The sequence below is a fragment of the Kitasatospora xanthocidica genome (assembly GCF_014656195.1).
GTDB lineage: Bacteria > Actinomycetota > Actinomycetes > Streptomycetales > Streptomycetaceae > Kitasatospora > Kitasatospora xanthocidica.
Genome location: NZ_BNBY01000010.1, coordinates 18,069 through 36,596 on the forward strand (window position 1 = coordinate 18,069; position 18,528 = coordinate 36,596).

An 18,528-nucleotide genomic window follows, 5' to 3' on the forward strand; every position below is an offset into this window, starting at 1 on the left:
GAACGGTCACCGCCCCGCGGGCCGTACCCGGAACTGCGGGCAGGATCACGCCGGTCGGGCCGTTCCTGCCGTAGGACCCGGGCCTTACACTGGCAGATACGGTTTTGGCACTCGCGTGTTCAGAGTGCCAAGGGCGGGGTCTCCCGGAGCGGCCCGCAGCAGTAACCCAGTGACACACAGGGACACAGACGGACAACGTGCGAAGACGGAGGTGCGTGCCCCATGGCCGGTGAGGTCCGCCAGCTGGACGACCGCAAGCTCGCCGTGCTCCGCGCGATCGTGCAGGACTACGTGGGCACCGAGGAGCCGGTCGGTTCCAAGGCGCTCGTGGAGCGGCACAACCTCGGGGTCTCGCCGGCGACCGTCCGCAACGACATGGCGGCGCTGGAGGAGGAGGGCTACATCCACCAGCCGCACACCAGCGCCGGCCGGATCCCGACCGACAAGGGGTACCGCCTCTTCGTCGACAAGCTCGCCGAGATCAAGCCGATGAGCGCCCCGGAGCGCCGGGCCATCCGGCACTTCCTGGACGGCGCGGTCGACCTGGACGACGTGGTCGCGCGCACCGTGCGGCTGCTCGCCCAGCTGACCCGGCAGGTCGCGGTGGTGCAGTACCCGTCCCTGACGCGCTCCACGGTGCGGCACATCGAGCTGGTGGCGCTGGCCCCGGCGAAGGTGATGCTGGTGCTGATCACCAACACCGGCCGGGTCGAGCAGCGGATGGTCGACTGCCCGGGCCCGGTCGGCGAGACGGTCCTGGCGGACCTGCGGACCGCGCTCAACACCAGGGCGGCCGGCCGCCGCCTCCCGGAGGTCCCGGGGCTCCTGGAGGAGCTCCCGGCGGCGTTCGACCAGGCCGACCGGCCGACCGTCAGCACGGTCCTGGCGACGCTGTTCGAGACCCTCGCGGAACAGAACGAGGAGCGGATCATGCTGGCCGGCACGGCCAACCTGACCCGCCTCGGCCACGACTTCCCGCTCACCATCCAGCCGGTGCTGGAGGCCCTGGAGGAGCAGGTCATCCTGCTCCGCCTCCTGGGTGAGACCAACGACGCGGGGATGACGGTCCGGATCGGGCGTGAGAACGCCTACGAAGGGCTGATTTCCACTTCGGTGGTGTCCGTCGGTTACGGTTCGGGCGACGAGAGCGTGGCCAAACTGGGTGTGATCGGTCCGACCCGGATGGACTACCCGGGCACAATGGGGGCGGTGCGGGCGGTGGCGCGGTACGTGGGTCAGATCCTGGCCGAGTCCTAGCAAACAGCCGTCGGGCAAACTGACGGCGTCCAGTCGCAGCACTACTACAGGCGGAACAAGCGGAGCATTTGGTGGCCACGGACTACTACGCGGTACTCGGCGTCCGACGGGATGCGGGGCAGGACGAGATCAAGAAGGCGTTCCGGCGCCTGGCACGCGAACTGCACCCGGACGTCAACCCGGACCCGAAGACGCAGGAGCGGTTCAAGGAGATCAACGCCGCCTACGAGGTGCTCTCCGATCCGCAGAAGCGCCAGGTCTACGACCTCGGCGGGGACCCGCTGTCCCCGAGCGGCGGCGGTGCGGGCGGCTTCGGCGCGGGCGCCGCGGGCTTCGGCTTCTCCGACATCATGGACGCCTTCTTCGGCGCCGCGGCCGGCCAGCGGGGCCCGCGCTCGCGCACCCGCCGCGGCCAGGACGCCATGATCCGGCTGGAGATCACCCTGGAGGAGGCCGCGTTCGGCACCACCAAGGAGCTCCAGGTCGACACCGCCGTCACCTGCACCACGTGCAGCGGCGAGGGCGCGGCCCCCGGCACCTCCGCGCAGACCTGCGACATGTGTCGCGGCAAGGGCGAGGTCTCCCAGGTCACCCGGTCCTTCCTGGGCCAGGTCATGACCTCCCGCCCCTGCCCGCAGTGCCAGGGCTTCGGCACCGTCGTGCCGACCCCGTGCCCGGAGTGCGCCGGCGACGGCCGGGTCCGCGCCCGTCGCACCCTGACGGTCAAGATCCCGGCCGGTGTCGACAACGGCACCCGGATCCAGCTGGCCGGCGAGGGCGAGGTCGGCCCCGGCGGCGGCCCGGCCGGCGACCTGTACGTCGAGATCGCCGAGACCACCCACACCATCTTCCAGCGGCGCGGGGACGACCTGCACTGCACCGTCACCATCCCGATGACGGCGGCCTCGCTCGGCACCCGGGTGCCGCTGCAGACCCTGGACGGCCTGGAGGAGGTCGACATCCGGCCCGGCACCCAGTCCGGCCAGTCGATCCCGCTGCACGGCCGGGGCATCACCCACCTGCGCGGGGGCGGCCGGGGCGACCTGATAGTGCACGTCGAGGTGAAGACGCCCACCAAGCTCGACTCCGAGCAGGAGGAGCTGCTGCGCCGCCTCGCGGTGCTGCGCGGCGAGGAGCAGCCGTCCGGCCAGTTCGCGCCGGGCCAGCAGGGCCTGTTCTCCCGCCTGAAGGACGCCTTCAACGGCCGGTAGCCGGCCGCGGAGGGGTGCCGGGGGCCGACCCCCGGCACCCCTCTCGCGTTTCTCCCCCGCGGCCCCGGCGGCCGCCGGGCCCACTCCGGAAAGGTTCCCCCGCATGACCGCGCCCGTCTTCGTCGTCGACACCGAGCGGATCGCCGCCGCCGAGCCCGGCACCGTGGTGCGCCTGGACGGCCCGGAGGGGCGGCACGCCGCCGCCGTGAAGCGGCTGGAGGCCGGCGAGGCGGTGACCCTGGCCGACGGGCTGGGGCTCGGCGTGGACGGGACCGTCGCCGGGGTGCACGGCAAGGACGCGATCGACGTGGCCGTCACCGCGGTGCGGCGCGAGCCGCTGCCCGCGCCGCGGATCGTCGTCGTCCAGGCGCTGCCCAAGGGCGACCGCGGCGAGCTGGCCGTGGAGACCATGACCGAGGTCGGCGTGGACGTGGTGATCCCGTGGTCGGCCTCCCGCTGCATCACCCAGTGGAAGGGCGAGCGGGGCGCCAAGGCGCTCGCCAAGTGGCGGGCCACCGCCCGCGAGGCGGGCAAGCAGTCCCGCCGGCTGCGCTTCCCCGAGGTGCGCGACCCGATGACCACCAAGCAGCTGGCGCCGGTCCTGGCCCAGGCCGCGTTCGCCGCCGTGCTGCACGAGGAGGGTTCCGAGCCGCTGGCGCACGCCGCGCTGCCCGCCGACGGGGACCTGGTGCTGGTGGTCGGCCCGGAGGGCGGGGTCTCCCCGGAGGAGCTGGCCGCCTTCGCACAGGCCGGCGCCGCGCCGTACCGGCTGGGCCCCTCGGTGCTGCGCACCTCCACGGCCGGGGTGGCCGCCGGGGCGCTGCTGCTGGGGCGCACCGGCCGCTGGGCGTAGCGCGGAGGAGGGAGGCCGTGGGGGTGCGCCTACTACGGCCGCGCGCCGGGGTCCAGCCGGGCTCGTCCGAGGGGCCCGACTCTGCCGAAAAGCCCGGCGGCTCCTCCGCGTACGTGCTTACGCTGGCCGCGTGACGGACTCCCTGAGCACCTCCGCGGGCGCCTACCTGCGCCACCCCCACCTGCACGGCGACCTGGTCGCCTTCGTCGCCGAGAACGACCTCTGGCTCGCCCCGCTGGACGGCGGCCGGGCGTGGCGGCTGACGGCCGACCACCGGCCGGTCCACGACCCCCGGTTCTCCCCGGACGGGCGGCACATCGCCTTCACCTCCACCCGGGACGGCGCGCCCGAGGTGCACGTGGTGCCGGTGGACGGCGGTCCGTCCCGCCGGCTCACCCACTGGGGCAGCGGCCAGACCCGGGTGCAGGGCTGGACGGCCGACGGCCGCCCGATCGCCACCACCACCGCCGGCCAGGCCACCCTGCGCCGCACCTGGGCGCACGCCCTGCCGCTGGACGGCGGCGAGCCGGTGCGGCTGCCGTACGGGCCGGTCGGCGGGATCGCCTTCGAGCCGGGCGGGGACCGGGTGCTGCTGGCCAGCGCCGCGATCCGCGAACCGGCCTGGTGGAAGCGGTACCGGGGCGGCCGGGCCGGGAAGCTGTGGCTGGGCCGGGAGGAGTTCGCCCGGATCCACCAGGAGCTGGACGGCCAGCTGTCCTCGCCGCTGTGGGTGGCGGGCCCGGACGGCGCCCCGGGCGGGCGGATCGGCTTCCTGTCCGACCACGAGGGCGTCGGCGAGCTGTGGTCCAGCCTCCCGGACGGCTCCGACCTGCGCCGCCACACCACCGGCCGGGACGGCTTCTACGCCCGCAACGCCGCCACCGACGGCACCCGGGTGGTGTTCCACCGGGCCGGTGACCTCTGGCTGCTGGACGACCTGGCCGGCGCCGAGCCGCGCCCGCTGGACGTCCGGCTGGCCGGCCCGCGCAGCGGCCGCCGCCCCCGCCCGGTGCACGCCGCGCACTGGCTGGAGACGGTCGCCCCCGACCGCACCGGCCGGGCCAGCGCCGTCGTGGTGCGCGGCAGCGTCCACTGGCTGGCCCACCGCGAGGGCCCGGCCCGGGTGCTGGACGAGACCCCGGGCGTGCGCGGGCGCCTGGCCCGGGTGGTGCCGGGCGAGGACGGCGCCCAGGGCGTGCTCTGGGTGTCCGACGCGGAGGGCGAGGACGCCCTGGAGTTCGCGCCCGCCGTGCACGGCGCCGAGCGCCGCCGGCTGGCCGCCGGGCAGCTCGGCCGGGTCAACGTGCTCGCCGTCTCCCCGGACGGCAAGCAGGCCGCGCTCGGCGTGCACGACGGCCGGGTGCTGCTGGTGTCGCTCTCCGACGGCACCGTGCACGAGCTGGACCGCAGCACCGACGGCGAGGTCAGCGGGCTGGTGTTCAGCCCGGACTCGGCCTGGCTGGCCTGGTCGCGGCCGGTGCCGGGGCTGGGCCCGTACTCGCTGCGCCAGATCGTGCTGGCCAACCTGGCCACCCGCACCGTGAGCGAGGCCACCCAGCAGCGCTTCATCGACACCTCGCCGGCGTTCACCGCGGACGGCCGCTACCTGGCGTTCCTGTCGGTGCGCAACTTCGACCCGGTCTACGACTCGCACGTCTTCGACCTGTCCTTCCCCAACGGCTGCCGCCCGTACCTGATCACGTTGGCCGCCGACACCCCGTCCCCGTTCGGGCCGCACCGCGCCGGGCGCCCGCTCGGCGGGGAGGAGGACGAGCCGCGGGCCAAGAAGGCGGACGGCGAGGAGGGCGGCACCGACGGCGCGCCGGTGACCAGGGTGGACCTGGACGGCATCGCCGACCGGATCGTCCCGTTCCCGGTCGAGGGCGGGCTGTTCGGCACCCTGCGGGCCGCCAAGGACGGCCTGCTCTGGACCAGGGCCCCGCTGCTCGGCGAACTCGGCGACGAGGCGGCCTCGTTGGAGGACGAGCGGCCCCGGCCGGTGCTGGAGCGCTTCGACCTGAAGAAGCGCCGGGTCGAGCAACTGGTGCACGACGTCGACGGTTTCGCGGTCAGCGGGGACGGCGGCCGGGTCGCCGTGCTGGACGGGGGCGAGCTGCGGATCGTCCCGGCCGACCACAAGGCGGGCGGCGAGGACGACGAGACCGCCGTCGACCTCGACCGGCTGCGGGTCACCGTCGACCCGGCCGCCGAGTGGCGGCAGATGTACGCCGAGAACGGCCGGCTGATGCGCGACAACTACTGGCGCCCCGACCTGGCCGGCGTCGACTGGGCCGGGGTCCTGGAGCGCTACCGGCCGCTGGTGGAGCGGGTCGGCTCGCACGACGACCTGATCGACCTGCTGTGGGAGGTGCACGGCGAACTCGGCACCTCGCACGCCTACGTCGTCCCGTACGGCCCGCACACCGAGCCCGCCCGGCGCCAGGGCCTGCTCGGCGCGGACCTCGTCAAGGACGGCGGGCAGTGGCGGATCGCCCGGATCCTGCCCGGCGAGTCCTCCGACCCGCGGGCCCGCTCGCCGCTGGCCGCGCCCGGCGCCGCCATCCGCCCGGGCGACGCCGTCCTCGCGGTCAACGGCCGCCCGGTGGACCCGGTCACCGGCCCGGCGCCGCTGCTGGCCGGCACCGCCGGGCAGCCGGTCGAGCTGACCGTGACCGGCAAGGACGGCACCGACCGGCGCCACCCGGTGGTCGTCCCGCTCGCCGACGACGAGGCGCTGCGCTACCACGACTGGGTGGCGGGGCGGCGGGCCGCGGTCCGCGAACTGTCCGACGGGCGCCTCGGCTACCTGCACGTCCCCGACATGCAGACCACCGGCTGGGCCCAGATCCACCGCGACCTGCGCTCCGAGATGGCCAAGGAGGGCGTGATCGTCGACATCCGGGAGAACCGCGGCGGCCACACCTCGCAACTGGTGATCGAGAAGCTCGCCCGCCGGATCGTCGGCTGGAACGTCAGCCGGGACACCGACAGCGCGGTGCCCTACCCCGCCGACGCCCCGCGCGGGCCGGTCGTCGCGCTCGCCGACCAGGACTCCGGCTCGGACGGCGACATCGTCAACGGCGCCATCCAGGCGCTGGGGATCGGCCCGGTGGTCGGCACCCGCACCTGGGGCGGGGTGATCGGCATCGACAGCCGCTACCGGCTGGTCGACGGCACCCTGGTCACCCAGCCCAAGTACGCCTTCTGGCTGGAGAACTACGGCTGGGGGGTGGAGAACCACGGCGTCGACCCGGACGTCGAGGTGCCGATCGCCCCGCACCACTGGGCGGCCGGCGAGGACCCGCAACTGGCCGAAGGCGTCCGGATCGCCCTCGCCGCCCTCGCCGACACCCCGGCCCGCACGGCCCCGCCGATGCCCTGGCGGCCGTAGGGGGAGTGTCCCGCCCCGTCGGCTCGGAGGCGAGCGGGCGAGTGGCAGCACGGGAAGTCGGACGGGCCGACTTCCCGTGTCGGGGGGCCTGGGTAGGATGCGGGGCTGTTTCTTGATCCACAGCTCACGGGGGAACCACCATGGCGCAGGGCTACCCGCCGCCGCAGTACGGCCAGAACCCTTACGCACCACAGCAACCGCAGGCCTACCCGCCCCACCAGCAGCAACCGCAGCCGTACCCGCCGCAGGGGTACGGCCAGCCGCAGGGGTACGCGCAGCAGCCGCCGCCGCAGCAGTACGGCCAGCCGCAGGCGTACCCGAACCCCTACCCGCAGCAGCCGCACCCGCAGCAGCCGTACCAGCCGCAGCCGCAGCGTGCCGCCGCGCTGCCGCCGTGCCCCAAGGAGGCGGCGGGCAGCCGGCGCTTCCTGGCGATCGTGCTCGACTTCTTCTTCGCCGTCGGCCTCGGCTTCGTCGCCGCCAACGCCGCCAGCCGCCCGAAGGTCCGGCAGGTGGCCGGCCACACCGTCCACAGCGGCGGCCCGGCGGTGCCGTACTTCGTGGCGCTGGTGGTCGTCGGCCTCGCCGTGTCCTTCCTCAACCAGGTGGTGCTGGCCCGGCTCACCGGTTTCAGCGTCGGCAAGGGGATCCTGGCGATGCGGGTGGTGCGCCGCAAGCGGGTGATGCGGCCGAACACCTGGCGGCTCACCAGGCGCTGGCTGCTCGGGTTCGTCATCCTCGCGGTCGCCTTCCTCACCGAGGACTTCGACACCGAGGACGGTGACATCGTCGGCATGCGCGCGGTCCGCTGGAAGCACCTCCAGGAGTACCAGCAGGCCGTGGCCGGGCTCGGCTAGGCTGCGCCCGTACGGCCCCATCACCCGACGTACCGATCCCGAGGAGTAGCCGATGGCCGGCGAGCCGCAGACCGACTGCCTGTTCTGCAAGATCGTGGCGGGAGAGATCCCGGCGACGGTGGTGCGCAAGACCGAGCGCGTCCTCGCCTTCCGCGACATCGCCCCCAAGGCCCCGGTGCACGTCCTGGTGATCCCGCACGTCCACTACCCGAACGCGGCCGCGCTGGCCGCCGCCGAGCCGGAGATCGCCGGCGAACTGCTCGCCGAGGCGGGCCGGGTGGCCGAGGACGAGGGCATCGCGGACTACCGGCTGATCTTCAACACCGGTGCGGGCGCCGGGCAGACCGTCTTCCACGCGCACGTCCACGTGCTCGGCGGCACCCGCATGACCGAGAGCATGGTCTGATCCCAGGTGTCCCAGCGCGAGCTCGTCGTCCTCGGCACCGCCAGCCAGGTGCCCACCCGGCACCGCAACCACAACGGCTACCTGCTGCGCTGGGACGGCGAGGGCCTGCTGTTCGACCCCGGTGAGGGCACCCAGCGGCAGATGCTGCACGCCGGGGTCACCGCCACCCAGATCACCCGGATCGCGGTCACCCACTTCCACGGTGACCACTGCCTGGGCCTCGCGGGGGTGATCCAGCGGATCAACCTGGACCGGGTCCCGCATCCGGTGGACGTCTACTTCCCGGCCTCCGGCGACGTCTACTTCGAGCGGCTGCGGCACGCCACCGCGTACCACGAGACCGCGGTGCTGCGGCCCCGGCCGATCGACGAGCCGGGCCCGCTGCCGGCGCCCGGCGCCCGCTTCGCGCTGGACGCCGTCCGGCTGGACCACCCCGTGGAGTCCTTCGGCTACCGGCTGTCCGAGCCGGACGGCCGCCGGCTGGTGCCCGAGCGGCTCGCCGCGCTGGGCGTCGCGGGCCCGGCGGTGGGCCGGCTGCAGCACGACGGCGCGGTCGAGGTGGACGGCCGCCGGGTCACCCTGGACGAGGTCAGCGAGCCCCGGCCGGGCCAGAAGTTCGCCTTCGTGATGGACACCCGGCTCTGCGAGGGCGTGCACGCGCTCGCCGAGGACACCGACCTGCTGGTCGTCGAGGCCACGTTCACCGACGCCGACGGCCGCCTCGCCGAGGAGCACGGCCACCTCACCGCCGGCCAGGCCGCCAAGGTCGCCGCCGAGGCCGGCGCGCGCACCCTGGTGCTGACCCACTTCTCCCAGCGCTACCCGGACCTCGGCCAGCACCTGGCCGACGCCCGCAAGCACTTCGACGGGGAGCTGGTGCTGGCCACCGACCTCGTCCGGGTGCCGGTCCCCGCCCGCCGCCAGCCGTGAGGCCGCCGGCCGTGGCGCGGCCCGTGGAGCCGCCCGTGAACCGCCCCTACCGGGGACCCGGTGGAAAAAGGGCTCGCGCCGTCCCCCGAACTGCCGCAGCATCGACGGGTGCGGCCCCGCCGCCCGCCGCGGCGATCACGCTCGCGGCGTACCCTGGTGCCCCGGAGAGACCGAGCGGCACACGAGACCACGGATGGGATGAGGCAGGCCCCAGCGCCGACCTATGAGTGACACATCGCAGACCCGTACGAACGGACAGTCGCGCCCCGAACCGGCCGACGACGGCCGCGTCAGCGCCCGGATCGTCATCCCCGAGAAGCACCCGATGGTCACCCTGCTCGGCACGGCGGACTCGCTGCTGCGCGTGATCGAGCAGGGCTTCCCCGCCGCCGACATCCACGTCCGCGGCAACGAGGTGACCGCCACCGGGGAGCGGGCCGAGGTCGCCCTCGTCAAGAAGCTCTTCAACGAGATGATGCTGGTGCTGCGCACCGGCCAGCCCCTGACGGAGGACTCCGTGGAGCGCTCCATCGCCATGCTCCGCAGCCAGGACCCGGACAGCCCGGCGCCGTCCGAGGTGTTCACCGCGAACATCCTGTCCAACCGCGGCCGCACGATCCGCCCCAAGACCCTCAACCAGCAGCGCTACGTCGACGCGATCGACAAGCACACGATCGTCTTCGGCCTCGGCCCGGCGGGCACCGGCAAGACCTACCTGGCGATGGCCAAGGCCGTCCAGGCCCTGCAGGCCAAGGAGGTCAACCGGATCATCCTGACCCGCCCGGCGGTCGAGGCGGGGGAGCGGCTGGGCTTCCTGCCCGGCACCCTCTACGAGAAGATCGACCCCTACCTGCGCCCGCTGTACGACGCGCTGCACGACATGATGGACCCGGACTCCATCCCGCGCCTGATGGCGGCCGGCACCATCGAGGTCGCGCCGCTCGCGTACATGCGCGGCCGCACTCTCAACGACGCCTTCATCATCCTGGACGAGGCCCAGAACACCTCGCCCGAGCAGATGAAGATGTTCCTCACCCGCCTCGGGTTCAACTCCCGGGTGGTCGTCACCGGCGACACCAGCCAGATCGACCTCCCGGGCGGCACCAGGAGCGGCCTCAAGGTCGTCCAGGAGATCCTGGCCGACGTGCCCGACATCCACTTCTCCGTCCTCACCAGCACCGACGTGGTCCGCCACAAGCTGGTCGGCCGGATCGTGGACGCCTACGAGCGCTGGGACGCCCGTCAGGAGGCCGAGGAGACCTCCCCGGCCGCCCGCAAGCCCGCCCAGCGGCGCCCGGGCAAGACGACCACGCCCCGCGCACCCCGACAGTCCCATCGCACCGAAAGCTGAGCACACAGCCCGTCATGTCGATCGACATCGCCAACGAGTCCGGTTGGGACGCCGATGAGGAAGCCATCCTCGACGTCGCCCGCTTCGCCCTGGACAAGATGCGGATCCACCCGCAGTCCGAACTGTCCGTGATCCTGGTGGACGGTGCGGCGATGGAGGAGCTGCACATCCAGTGGATGGACCTCCCCGGGCCCACGGACGTGATGTCCTTCCCGATGGACGAGCTGCGTCCCGGCAAGGAGGGCGAGGAGCTCCCGCAGGGCCTGCTCGGCGACATCGTGCTCTGCCCCGAGGTCGCCGAGCAGCAGGGCAAGGCCGCCCCCTCCAAGCACTCCATGGACGAGGAGCTCCAGCTGCTCACCGTGCACGGCGTGCTGCACGTCCTCGGGTACGACCACGAGGAGCCGGACGAGGAGGAGGAGATGTTCGCCCTCCAGAAGCGCATCCTGGACGACTGGCGGGCGGGCCGCGGCCTCGGCGGCATCTCCCCGGCCCCCACCACCCACTGAGCGCGGAGCCCGAACCCCTGTGAGTGGTGAGAGTACGAGCTTCATCCTGGGTGCCGTGCTGCTCGTCGTGCTCGGCTGGCTGGCCGCGTGCGCCGAGGCGGGCATCTCCCGGGTCTCCCGGTTCCGGGCGGAGGAGGCCGTGCGGGTCGGCCGGCGGGGCTCCGCCCGGCTGCTGACCCTCGCCTCCGACCCGATCCGCTACCTCAACCTGGCCACCCTGATCCGGGTGGCCAGCGAGATGGCCGCGGCCGTCCTGGTCACCGTGGTGTGCGTGCGCAACGTGACGCCGACCTGGCAGGCCGTCCTGCTGGCGTTCGGCGTGATGGTGCTGGTGTCCTTCGTCGCGGTGGGGGTCTCGCCGCGCACGATCGGGCGCCAGCACCCGCTCACCACGGCGACCGCGGCCTCCTTCGTGCTGCTGCCGCTGGCCGCCGTGCTCGGGCCGATCCCGCGGCTGCTGATCCTGCTCGGCAACGCCCTGACCCCGGGCAAGGGCTACCGGGAGGGGCCGTTCGCCTCCGAGGCGGAGCTGCGGGCCCTGGTGGACCTCGCCGAGAAGGACGACCTGATCGAGGACGAGGAGCGCCGGATGGTGCACTCGGTCTTCGAACTGGGCGACACCATCGTGCGCGAGGTGATGGTGCCGCGCACCGACCTGGTGATGATCGAGCGGCACAAGACCGTCCGGCAGGCGCTCACCCTGGCGCTGCGCTCGGGCTTCTCCCGCATCCCGGTGGTCGGCGACAACGAGGACGACGTCGTCGGCATCGTCTACCTCAAGGACCTGGTGCGGCGCACCCACATCAACCGGGAGGCCGAGGCCGAGGAGGTCGGCGCGGTGATGCGCCCGGCCGTCTTCGTCCCCGACTCCAAGCCGGCCGGCGACCTGCTGCGCGAGATGCAGCAGCGCCGCTCGCACGTGGCGATCGTGATCGACGAGTACGGCGGCACGGCCGGCCTGGTCACCATCGAGGACGTCCTGGAGGAGATCGTCGGCGAGATCACCGACGAGTACGACCGGGAGATCGCGCCGGTCGAGGACCTCGGCGACGGCTCGTACCGGATCACCGCCCGGCTGCTGGTCGAGGACCTGGGCGAGCTGTTCGGCATCGAGCTGGAGGACGAGGACGTCGAGACCGTCGGCGGCCTGCTGGCCAAGCACCTCGGCCGGGTGCCGATCCCCGGCTCCGCCTGCGAGATCCCCCTCCCGGAGCCGGCCGACGACGGCCTGACCGGCATCCTGCTGACCGCCGAGTCCTCGGCGGGCCGCCGCAACCGGATCGGCTCCATGGTCGCCGCCCCGGTCCGCGCGGGCGACGAACCGGCCGGCCCGGCGGGCGAGTAGCGGGTGGGCGGTCGCCGAGCGACCATGGAGGGCATGACGCACAAACTTCGCGCGGAGTACGGCCCGCAAGGGGCGGCCGGCGGAGCCAAGTCCTGGCACGTGGTGCGGGACGAGGACCTGTCGGTGGCGCTCTGCGGGCGCACGATGTCCGACGAGGCCGAGACGCGGCCCGAGCAGGAATGGGGCACCGGGTTGCGGTGCTGCCAGCAGTGCGGCTCGCTGTACATGCACGAGACGCCGCACATGCAGGGGAGTCATCCGTACAGCTAGGGCGTGGCCTTGGAGGTCGCCATGAAGCTGCAAGACGAACTGCCCGTCGACAACCGGCTCGCCGTGGTGTGGCGGATCGGGGCGGGGCTCGGGGGGATCTTCCTGATCGTGTTCGGGTGCCTGGGGCTGGCCGACCACTCCGGCTTCCTGTCCACCCACGGTGACCGGGTCGCGGGGCTGTCGACCAACGGCGCGCTGAGCATCCTGTCCATCGTGGTGGGCGCGGGCCTGGTGGTCGGGGCGGTGATCGGCGGGAACTTCGCGTCCAACCTCAACATGGCGGTGGGCGTCCTGTTCGTCGTGTCCGGTTTCTACGGCCTGACGGTGCTCGGGCGGCCGGACGCCAACATCCTCAACTTCCGGATGTCGAACGTGCTGTTCGCGTTCATTTTCGGGGTCGTCCTGACGACCTTCGGGATGTACGGCCGGGTGAGCGGCCACCTGCCGCACGACAACCCGTTCTGGCGGGAGCGCGCCGAGCGGGAGGAGCCGTTGCCGTCCGGGCCGAAGACCTTCGTCAAGGTCCTCAACCCGAACCCGGGCCGCACCCACCCGGTCGGCCACTGAGGGGGAAGGGGTGCCTATGCTCGGCGGCATGAGTGACATCGTCGAGCTCGACCCCGAGGACAAGAAGATCATCACCCTGGCCCGCTCGGCCCGCGCCCGCAACGGCGTCGCCGAGGGGGCCGCGGTGCGTGACGAGACCGGCCGCACCTACGTGGCGGGGACGGTCGCGCTGGAGTCGCTGCGGCTGAGCGCGCTGCAGACGGCGGTGGCGATGGCGGTGGCCAGCGGCGCCAGGTCGCTGGAGGCGGCGGCCGTGGTGAGCGAGGCGGAGCAGCCGGCCGAGGCGGACCTGGCGGCCGTGCGGGACCTGGGCGGGGCCGGGACGCCGGTGCTGCTGGCCGGTCCGGACGGGGCGCTGCGGGTGGCCGCGGAGGCGCGCTGAGGCCCCGCTGAGGGGCCTCGTGGGGGCCTCGTACGGTTGGCGGCCCGGCGTCGGCCCGGCGTCTTGCCCCGATCGGCTCAACGGATAATCTCACCGGGGGAGTGGACTCGGTGAGGGGGCTGGGGCATGGGGGCGGTGGCGTTCTTCGCCGGGCTGCTGCTGTTCGTGATGGGGCTCGGCAAGTGGCAGGAGACCGGGTCGCAGGTCTGGCTGTTCGGCTCGCTCGGCTTCCTGCTGGTCCTGGTGGTGGTCTCGCTGATCCCCACGAACGGCAAGGGCGGGAAGTAGGCCCCGGCGCCCCCTCGGGCGACCCGGGACGGCGGGGCTCCGGTGATCAGGGAGAATGGAGCCCATGAATGCCCCTTCCTCCTCGTACCGCTCCGGGTTCGCGTGCTTCGTCGGCCGGCCCAACGCGGGCAAGTCGACCCTGACCAACGCCCTGGTGGGGACGAAGGTCGCGATCACCTCCGACCGCCCGCAGACCACCCGGCACACCGTCCGCGGCATCGTGCACCGCCCGGACGCCCAGCTCGTGCTGGTCGACACCCCCGGCCTGCACAAGCCGCGCACGCTGCTCGGCGAGCGCCTCAACGACCTGGTCCGCACCACCTGGGCCGAGGTCGACGTGATCGGTTTCTGCCTGCCCGCCGACCAGAAGATCGGCCCCGGCGACAAGTTCATCGCCAAGGAGATCGCCGGGATCAAGAAGACCCCGAAGGTCGCCATCGTCACCAAGACCGACCTGGTCGACTCCAAGCGCCTGGCCGAGCAGCTCATCGCCATCCACCAGCTCGGCGTCGAGCTGGGCTTCGAGTGGGACGAGATCATCCCGGTCTCCGCGGTCGGCGACAAGCAGGTCGAGCTGGTCGCCGACCTGCTCACCAAGCTGCTCCCCGAGGGCGGCCAGCTCTACCCGGACGGCGACCTCACCGACGAGCCCGAGCAGATCATGGTCGCCGAGCTGATCCGCGAGGCCGCGCTGGAGGGCGTGCGCGACGAGCTGCCGCACTCGCTGGCCGTCGTGGTCGAGGAGATGCTCCCGCGCGAGGGCCGCCCGGCGGACCGCCCGCTGCTGGACATCCACGCCAACGTGTACATCGAGCGGCAGAGCCAGAAGGCGATCGTGATCGGCGCCAAGGGCGCGCGGCTCAAGCACGTCGGCACCACCGCCCGCAAGCACATCGAGGCCCTGCTCGGCACCCCGGTCTTCCTCGACCTGCACGTCAAGGTGGCCAAGGACTGGCAGCGCGACCCCAAGCAGCTGCGCAAGCTCGGATTCTGAACGAGGGCTCCCCGCGGGGGAGTTCACCCGATCGAGGGCCAGGCCGGACGCACCCCGTCCGGCCGGGCCCTCGCCCTTGCCCGGCCCCGGGCCCGCTCTACGCGCCTTCGCGCAGCACCAGGGACACCAGCTCCCGCTGGGAGTCGGTGAGCTTCGGGTCGGCGCAGTACACCGTCCGGCCGTCGACGGTGATCTCGTAGTGGAAGCCGTCCGGCACCCCGTACGACGGGGCGCGCAGCCCGCCCGCGACGGCCTCGCGGGCGAGTGCGTGGACGTGCGGGGCGTCCGTGCGCTCGGCGGTGTCGAGTTCCGCGTGGCGGACGATTCCCGCGAAGCCGCCGGTCCGGGTCACCTGGATACGCATGGTGTCCATGGTGCTACGCAGGGATGGGATTCGCCGGACTTTTCCCGGACCGTGACCTTAAGCCCGTCTCAACCCGGTCTCAACCGCCGTCGGGCGCTACGGCGGGCCCGCCGTAGGGCGTGCTGCAGCAGCGGGTCGCGCGGCGGTCACCCCGGGCTGATCCCGACCTGCGCCCAGGAGGCCGTGACGGTGTCCGCGATCGAGGACCGGCCGGGGTAGCGGGCCTTGGCGGCGGCCACGGTGGCCCGGGCGAAGGCGGTGAAGTCGGCGTCGGCGGGCAGCGTGCGCCCGGTCAGCGCGTCGTACCAGATCCGCCCGGCGCGCTCCCAGGCCGAGCCGCCGAGGGCGGTGGCCAGCAGGTAGAACGCGTGGTTGGGGATGCCGGAGTTGATGTGCACGCCGCCGTTGTCCTCGGCGGTGTGCACGTAGTCCCGCATGTGCGCGGGCTGCGGGTCCTTGCCGAGCCGGGGGTCGTCGTAGGCGGTGCCGGGGGCCTTCATCGAGCGCAGGGCCACGCCCTGGATGCCGGGGGCGAGCAGTCCGGCGCCGATCAGCCAGTCGGCGTCGGCGGCGCCCTGGTGCAGCGCGTACTGCTTGACCAGCGAGCCGAAGACGTCGGAGACCGACTCGTTGAGCGCGCCGGGCTGGTCCTGGTAGTCCAGCCCGGCGGTGAACTGCGTGACGCCGTGGGTGAGTTCGTGGCCGATGACGTCGATGCAGGCGGTGAAGTCGCCGAAGATCTCGCCGTCGCCGTCGCCGAAGACCATCTGGTGGCCGTTCCAGAAGGCGTTGTCGTACTTGCGGCCGTAGTGGACGGTGGCGTCCAGCCGCAGGTCGTGGTCGTCGATCGAGTGCCGGCCGAAGGCGTCGGCGTAGAGCGCGAAGGTGGCGCCGAGGCCGTCGTAGGCGTGGTTGACGGAGGCGTCGGAGACCGCCGGCCGGCCCTCGGTGCGCACGGTGCGGCCGGGCAGCCGCTGGCTGTGGTCGGCGTCGGAGATCACCCGGTTGAGGCCCGGGGCGCCACCGGTGGGCGGGGGCGGGGAGAGTCGGGCCGCGCGGTGCGCGGCGTCCAGCGCGAGGGAGTGGACGGCGGCTTCGTGACCGGCCTCGGCGAGGCGGTCGAGGACGTACGGCGGGACGATCGCGCAGATCGGAACAGCTGCAGTCATGTCGCCCAGGGTGAGGCTTCGGTGACCGGATGTCACCCCCTTGTCATGGCCGGGCGGCGTCTCAAGGGGTGGAACGGAAGCCCGGATCACTTCGGGGGCGCGCGGTGCTGGGTTACGCTGGGTCCCATCATGCGCAACGGGCTGCTTCTTCTTAGCTGCCGCGTCGAGGGCCTGTAGTCCACAGGGGCCGGCTCCCTCGCCGCGGGGAACGAGCTGTGCGCGGATTCGGCGATCCAACGGCGGGTCGCGAGCGGCAGCAGAGGCCGGCCAGTCGGTGTTCATCCCTCCCGACGCCCGCTACCTAAGCATCCACAGGAAGCCGAGAGTCACCTCCATGACCGAGCAGACCTCCGCCGCGTCCATCCCCGCCGGTCGCGCCTTCGTCGACCGTCCCACCCCGATCACCGCCGCTTCCGTGCGCCAGCAGCCCTCCGGCATGCGGTACGGGCGCTACCTGCCGTTCGGCGCCGTGGAGCTGCCGGACCGCACCTGGCCGAACACCGTGATCAGCAAGGCGCCGCGCTGGCTCTCGACCGACCTGCGGGACGGCAACCAGGCGCTGATCGACCCGATGTCCCCGGCCCGCAAGCGCAAGATGTTCGACCTGCTGGTCGCCATGGGCTACAAGGAGATCGAGGTCGGCTTCCCGTCCTCCGGTGCCACCGACCACGCCTTCGTGCGGTCGCTGATCGAGGAGGGGGCGATCCCCGAGGACGTCACCATCTCGGTGCTGACGCAGGCCCGCGAGGAGCTGATCGAGAAGACCGTCGAGTCGCTGGTCGGCGCTCCGCGCGCGACCGTCCACCTGTACAACGCGACCGCGCCGCTGTTCCGCCGGGTGGTGTTCCGCAACGACCGGGCGGCCACCAAGGCGATCGCCACCGAGGGCACCCGGCTGGTGATGGAGTACGCCGAGAAGCTGCTGGGCGAGGACACCGTCTTCGGCTACCAGTACTCGCCGGAGATCTTCGTCGACACCGAGCTGGACTTCGCGCTGGAGGTCTGCGAGGCGGTCATGGACGTCTGGCAGCCGGGCGAGGGCCGCGAGATCATCCTGAACCTGCCGGCCACCATCGAGCGGGCCACCCCGAACGTCCAGGCCGACCAGTTCGAGTGGATGTCGCGCAACCTGTCGCGCCGCGAGTTCGTCTGCCTGTCGGTGCACCCGCACAACGACCGCGGCACCGCCGTCGCCTCCGCCGAACTGGCCTACATGGCGGGCGCCGACCGCATCGAGGGCTGTCTGTTCGGGCAGGGCGAGCGCACCGGCAACGTCGACCTGGTGACGCTGGGGATGAACCTGTTCTCGCAGGGCATCGACCCGCAGATCGACTTCTCCGACATCGACGAGGTGCGCCGCACCGCCGAGTACTGCAACCAGATGGAGGTGCACCCGCGCCACCCGTACGCCGGCGACCTGGTGTACACCTCCTTCTCCGGCTCGCACCAGGACGCCATCAAGAAGGGCTTCGACGCCCTGGAGGCGGACGCGAAGGCGGCCGGAGTACCGGTGGAGGAGCACACCTGGGGCGTGCCGTACCTGCCGATCGACCCGAAGGACGTCGGCCGCACCTACGAGGCGGTCATCCGGGTCAACAGCCAGTCCGGCAAGGGCGGCGTCGCGTACGTCCTGAAGAACGACCACAAGCTGGACCTGCCGCGCCGGATGCAGATCGAGTTCTCCCGGATCATCCAGGCCAAGACCGACGCCGAGGGCGGCGAGGTCACCCCGGCCGAGATCTGGCGGGTCTTCGAGGACGAGTACCTGCCGACCACCGGCAACCCGTGGGGCCGGCTGGCGCTGACCGGCTCGCGCACCCTGACCACCGAGGACGGCCGGGACGCGCTGACCGCCGAGGCCGTGGTGGACGGCGTGCCGGTGGCGCTGAGCGGTACCGGCAACGGCCCGGTCTCGGCCTTCGCGGACGCGCTGGCCCGGATCGGCTTCGACGTCCGCGTCCTGGACTACGCCGAGCACGCGCTGAGCGAGGGCGGCGACGCCCAGGCCGCCGCGTACGTCGAGTGCGCGGTGGACGGCCAGGTGCTGTGGGGCGTGGGCATCGACGGCAACACCGTGCTGGCCTCGCTGAAGGCGATGATCAGCGCCGTCAACCGGTCGCAGCGCGGGTAGTTCGTACGAGTGGCACGCGGCGGGGCCGTCCTGCGGGGCGGCCCTTCGCCGTGCCTGCGGGCCCCCTGCGGGGCACTGCCGGGGCCGCTGTGTCCTGCGCCACATTTTTTGGGATCGGAAGCCGTTCGAGGTGCTGACACGTGCCGGTAACCGTGGCAACATCGATCCACCGGCAGGCCGGGTCGGTGGGACGGCCCGGTGTCCGGTCGCGTGACCTGCCCATCGTCGAGCAGGCCGCCTGCCATGTCTGGGG

Annotated in this window: 18 protein-coding genes; 16 read left to right on the plus strand and 2 right to left on the minus strand. The window is 72.9% G+C overall.

Features of this window, described 5'->3' with window-relative positions:
- Nucleotides 1-222: 222 nt before the first annotated feature.
- The 15 genes from hrcA to era all read left to right on the plus strand — a co-directional run bounded on the left by hrcA (nucleotide 223) and on the right by era (nucleotide 14,611).
- Entirely contained in the window at nucleotides 223-1,257 is a 1,035-nt protein-coding gene (hrcA, locus tag IE332_RS19390) for a heat-inducible transcriptional repressor HrcA (protein ID WP_189917973.1), read from the plus strand.
- Between the two features lie 71 nt (nucleotides 1,258-1,328).
- Complete coding sequence (gene dnaJ / locus IE332_RS19395) at nucleotides 1,329-2,468, plus strand: molecular chaperone DnaJ (protein WP_189917975.1); 1,140 nt, start codon at nucleotides 1,329-1,331, stop codon at nucleotides 2,466-2,468.
- A gap of 103 nt (nucleotides 2,469-2,571) precedes the next feature.
- The gene (locus IE332_RS19400) at nucleotides 2,572-3,321 is read left to right on the plus strand and encodes a 16S rRNA (uracil(1498)-N(3))-methyltransferase (RefSeq protein WP_189917977.1); all 750 of its coding nucleotides are present in this window, start codon (nucleotides 2,572-2,574) and stop codon (nucleotides 3,319-3,321) included.
- A gap of 130 nt (nucleotides 3,322-3,451) precedes the next feature.
- Nucleotides 3,452-6,712 carry a S41 family peptidase gene (locus IE332_RS19405; protein WP_229928725.1) on the plus strand — a complete coding sequence of 1,087 codons (3,261 nt, stop codon included), beginning with the start codon at nucleotides 3,452-3,454 and terminating at the stop codon, nucleotides 6,710-6,712.
- 140 nt (nucleotides 6,713-6,852) lie between these two features.
- Nucleotides 6,853-7,569 carry an RDD family protein gene (locus IE332_RS19410; RefSeq protein WP_189917979.1) on the plus strand — a complete coding sequence of 239 codons (717 nt, stop codon included), beginning with the start codon at nucleotides 6,853-6,855 and terminating at the stop codon, nucleotides 7,567-7,569.
- A gap of 52 nt (nucleotides 7,570-7,621) precedes the next feature.
- Entirely contained in the window at nucleotides 7,622-7,975 is a 354-nt protein-coding gene (locus IE332_RS19415; protein ID WP_189917981.1) for a histidine triad nucleotide-binding protein, read from the plus strand.
- Between the two features lie 6 nt (nucleotides 7,976-7,981).
- Nucleotides 7,982-8,905, plus strand: coding sequence for a ribonuclease Z (locus tag IE332_RS19420; protein ID WP_189917983.1), 924 nt, complete (start codon nucleotides 7,982-7,984; stop codon nucleotides 8,903-8,905).
- 325 nt (nucleotides 8,906-9,230) lie between these two features.
- Nucleotides 9,231-10,256, plus strand: a complete 1,026-nt coding sequence (locus IE332_RS19425; protein ID WP_229928748.1) for a PhoH family protein — start codon at nucleotides 9,231-9,233, stop codon at nucleotides 10,254-10,256.
- A gap of 14 nt (nucleotides 10,257-10,270) precedes the next feature.
- The gene (ybeY, locus tag IE332_RS19430) at nucleotides 10,271-10,765 is read left to right on the plus strand and encodes an rRNA maturation RNase YbeY (protein ID WP_189917985.1); all 495 of its coding nucleotides are present in this window, start codon (nucleotides 10,271-10,273) and stop codon (nucleotides 10,763-10,765) included.
- Between the two features lie 19 nt (nucleotides 10,766-10,784).
- Nucleotides 10,785-12,110 (plus strand): hemolysin family protein, encoded by a 1,326-nt coding sequence (locus tag IE332_RS19435; RefSeq protein WP_189917987.1) that lies wholly within the window; start codon nucleotides 10,785-10,787, stop codon nucleotides 12,108-12,110.
- 33 nt (nucleotides 12,111-12,143) lie between these two features.
- Nucleotides 12,144-12,380: a hypothetical protein gene (locus tag IE332_RS19440; RefSeq protein WP_189917990.1), complete on the plus strand. Its 237-nt coding sequence runs from the start codon at nucleotides 12,144-12,146 to the stop codon at nucleotides 12,378-12,380.
- Nucleotides 12,381-12,401: 21 nt separating this feature from the next.
- Nucleotides 12,402-12,947 (plus strand): DUF4383 domain-containing protein, encoded by a 546-nt coding sequence (locus IE332_RS19445; RefSeq protein ID WP_189917992.1) that lies wholly within the window; start codon nucleotides 12,402-12,404, stop codon nucleotides 12,945-12,947.
- A 28-nt stretch (nucleotides 12,948-12,975) separates the two neighbouring features.
- Entirely contained in the window at nucleotides 12,976-13,329 is a 354-nt protein-coding gene (locus IE332_RS19450) for a cytidine deaminase-like protein (protein WP_189917993.1), read from the plus strand.
- Between the two features lie 126 nt (nucleotides 13,330-13,455).
- A complete protein-coding gene (locus tag IE332_RS19455) occupies nucleotides 13,456-13,617 on the plus strand; it encodes a hypothetical protein (RefSeq protein ID WP_189917995.1) in 162 nt (53 codons plus the stop codon).
- Nucleotides 13,618-13,681: 64 nt separating this feature from the next.
- Nucleotides 13,682-14,611, plus strand: a complete 930-nt coding sequence (gene era / locus IE332_RS19460) for a GTPase Era (protein ID WP_189917997.1) — start codon at nucleotides 13,682-13,684, stop codon at nucleotides 14,609-14,611.
- A 97-nt stretch (nucleotides 14,612-14,708) separates the two neighbouring features.
- Here era and IE332_RS19465 read toward each other — a convergent pair whose 3' ends face one another.
- Together IE332_RS19465 and IE332_RS19470 are read right to left on the minus strand one after the other, a co-directional pair.
- Nucleotides 14,709-14,975, minus strand: coding sequence for a protealysin inhibitor emfourin (locus IE332_RS19465; protein ID WP_189918000.1), 267 nt, complete (start codon nucleotides 14,973-14,975; stop codon nucleotides 14,709-14,711).
- 146 nt (nucleotides 14,976-15,121) lie between these two features.
- Entirely contained in the window at nucleotides 15,122-16,144 is a 1,023-nt protein-coding gene (locus IE332_RS19470) for a M4 family metallopeptidase (RefSeq protein ID WP_189918002.1), read from the minus strand.
- Nucleotides 16,145-16,478: 334 nt separating this feature from the next.
- On the opposite strand from IE332_RS19470, the gene leuA reads away from it, so the two are divergent.
- Nucleotides 16,479-18,275, plus strand: a complete 1,797-nt coding sequence (gene leuA, locus IE332_RS19475) for a 2-isopropylmalate synthase (protein ID WP_189918004.1) — start codon at nucleotides 16,479-16,481, stop codon at nucleotides 18,273-18,275.
- Nucleotides 18,276-18,528: the final 253 nt, after the last annotated feature.

Coding starts and splice junctions, on each gene's coding strand:
- hrcA (WP_189917973.1), top strand. CDS start 223: ATGGCCGGTGAGGTCCGCCAGCTGGACGACCGCAAGCTCGCCGTGCTC.
- IE332_RS19400 (WP_189917977.1), top strand. CDS start 2,572: ATGACCGCGCCCGTCTTCGTCGTCGACACCGAGCGGATCGCCGCCGCC.
- IE332_RS19410 (WP_189917979.1), top strand. CDS start 6,853: ATGGCGCAGGGCTACCCGCCGCCGCAGTACGGCCAGAACCCTTACGCA.
- IE332_RS19415 (WP_189917981.1), top strand. CDS start 7,622: ATGGCCGGCGAGCCGCAGACCGACTGCCTGTTCTGCAAGATCGTGGCG.
- IE332_RS19425 (WP_229928748.1), top strand. CDS start 9,231: ATGGTCACCCTGCTCGGCACGGCGGACTCGCTGCTGCGCGTGATCGAG.
- ybeY (WP_189917985.1), top strand. CDS start 10,271: ATGTCGATCGACATCGCCAACGAGTCCGGTTGGGACGCCGATGAGGAA.
- IE332_RS19440 (WP_189917990.1), top strand. CDS start 12,144: ATGACGCACAAACTTCGCGCGGAGTACGGCCCGCAAGGGGCGGCCGGC.
- IE332_RS19445 (WP_189917992.1), top strand. CDS start 12,402: ATGAAGCTGCAAGACGAACTGCCCGTCGACAACCGGCTCGCCGTGGTG.
- IE332_RS19450 (WP_189917993.1), top strand. CDS start 12,976: ATGAGTGACATCGTCGAGCTCGACCCCGAGGACAAGAAGATCATCACC.
- IE332_RS19455 (WP_189917995.1), top strand. CDS start 13,456: ATGGGGGCGGTGGCGTTCTTCGCCGGGCTGCTGCTGTTCGTGATGGGG.
- era (WP_189917997.1), top strand. CDS start 13,682: ATGAATGCCCCTTCCTCCTCGTACCGCTCCGGGTTCGCGTGCTTCGTC.
- IE332_RS19465 (WP_189918000.1), bottom strand. CDS start 14,975: ATGCGTATCCAGGTGACCCGGACCGGCGGCTTCGCGGGAATCGTCCGC.
- IE332_RS19470 (WP_189918002.1), bottom strand. CDS start 16,144: ATGACTGCAGCTGTTCCGATCTGCGCGATCGTCCCGCCGTACGTCCTC.
- leuA (WP_189918004.1), top strand. CDS start 16,479: ATGACCGAGCAGACCTCCGCCGCGTCCATCCCCGCCGGTCGCGCCTTC.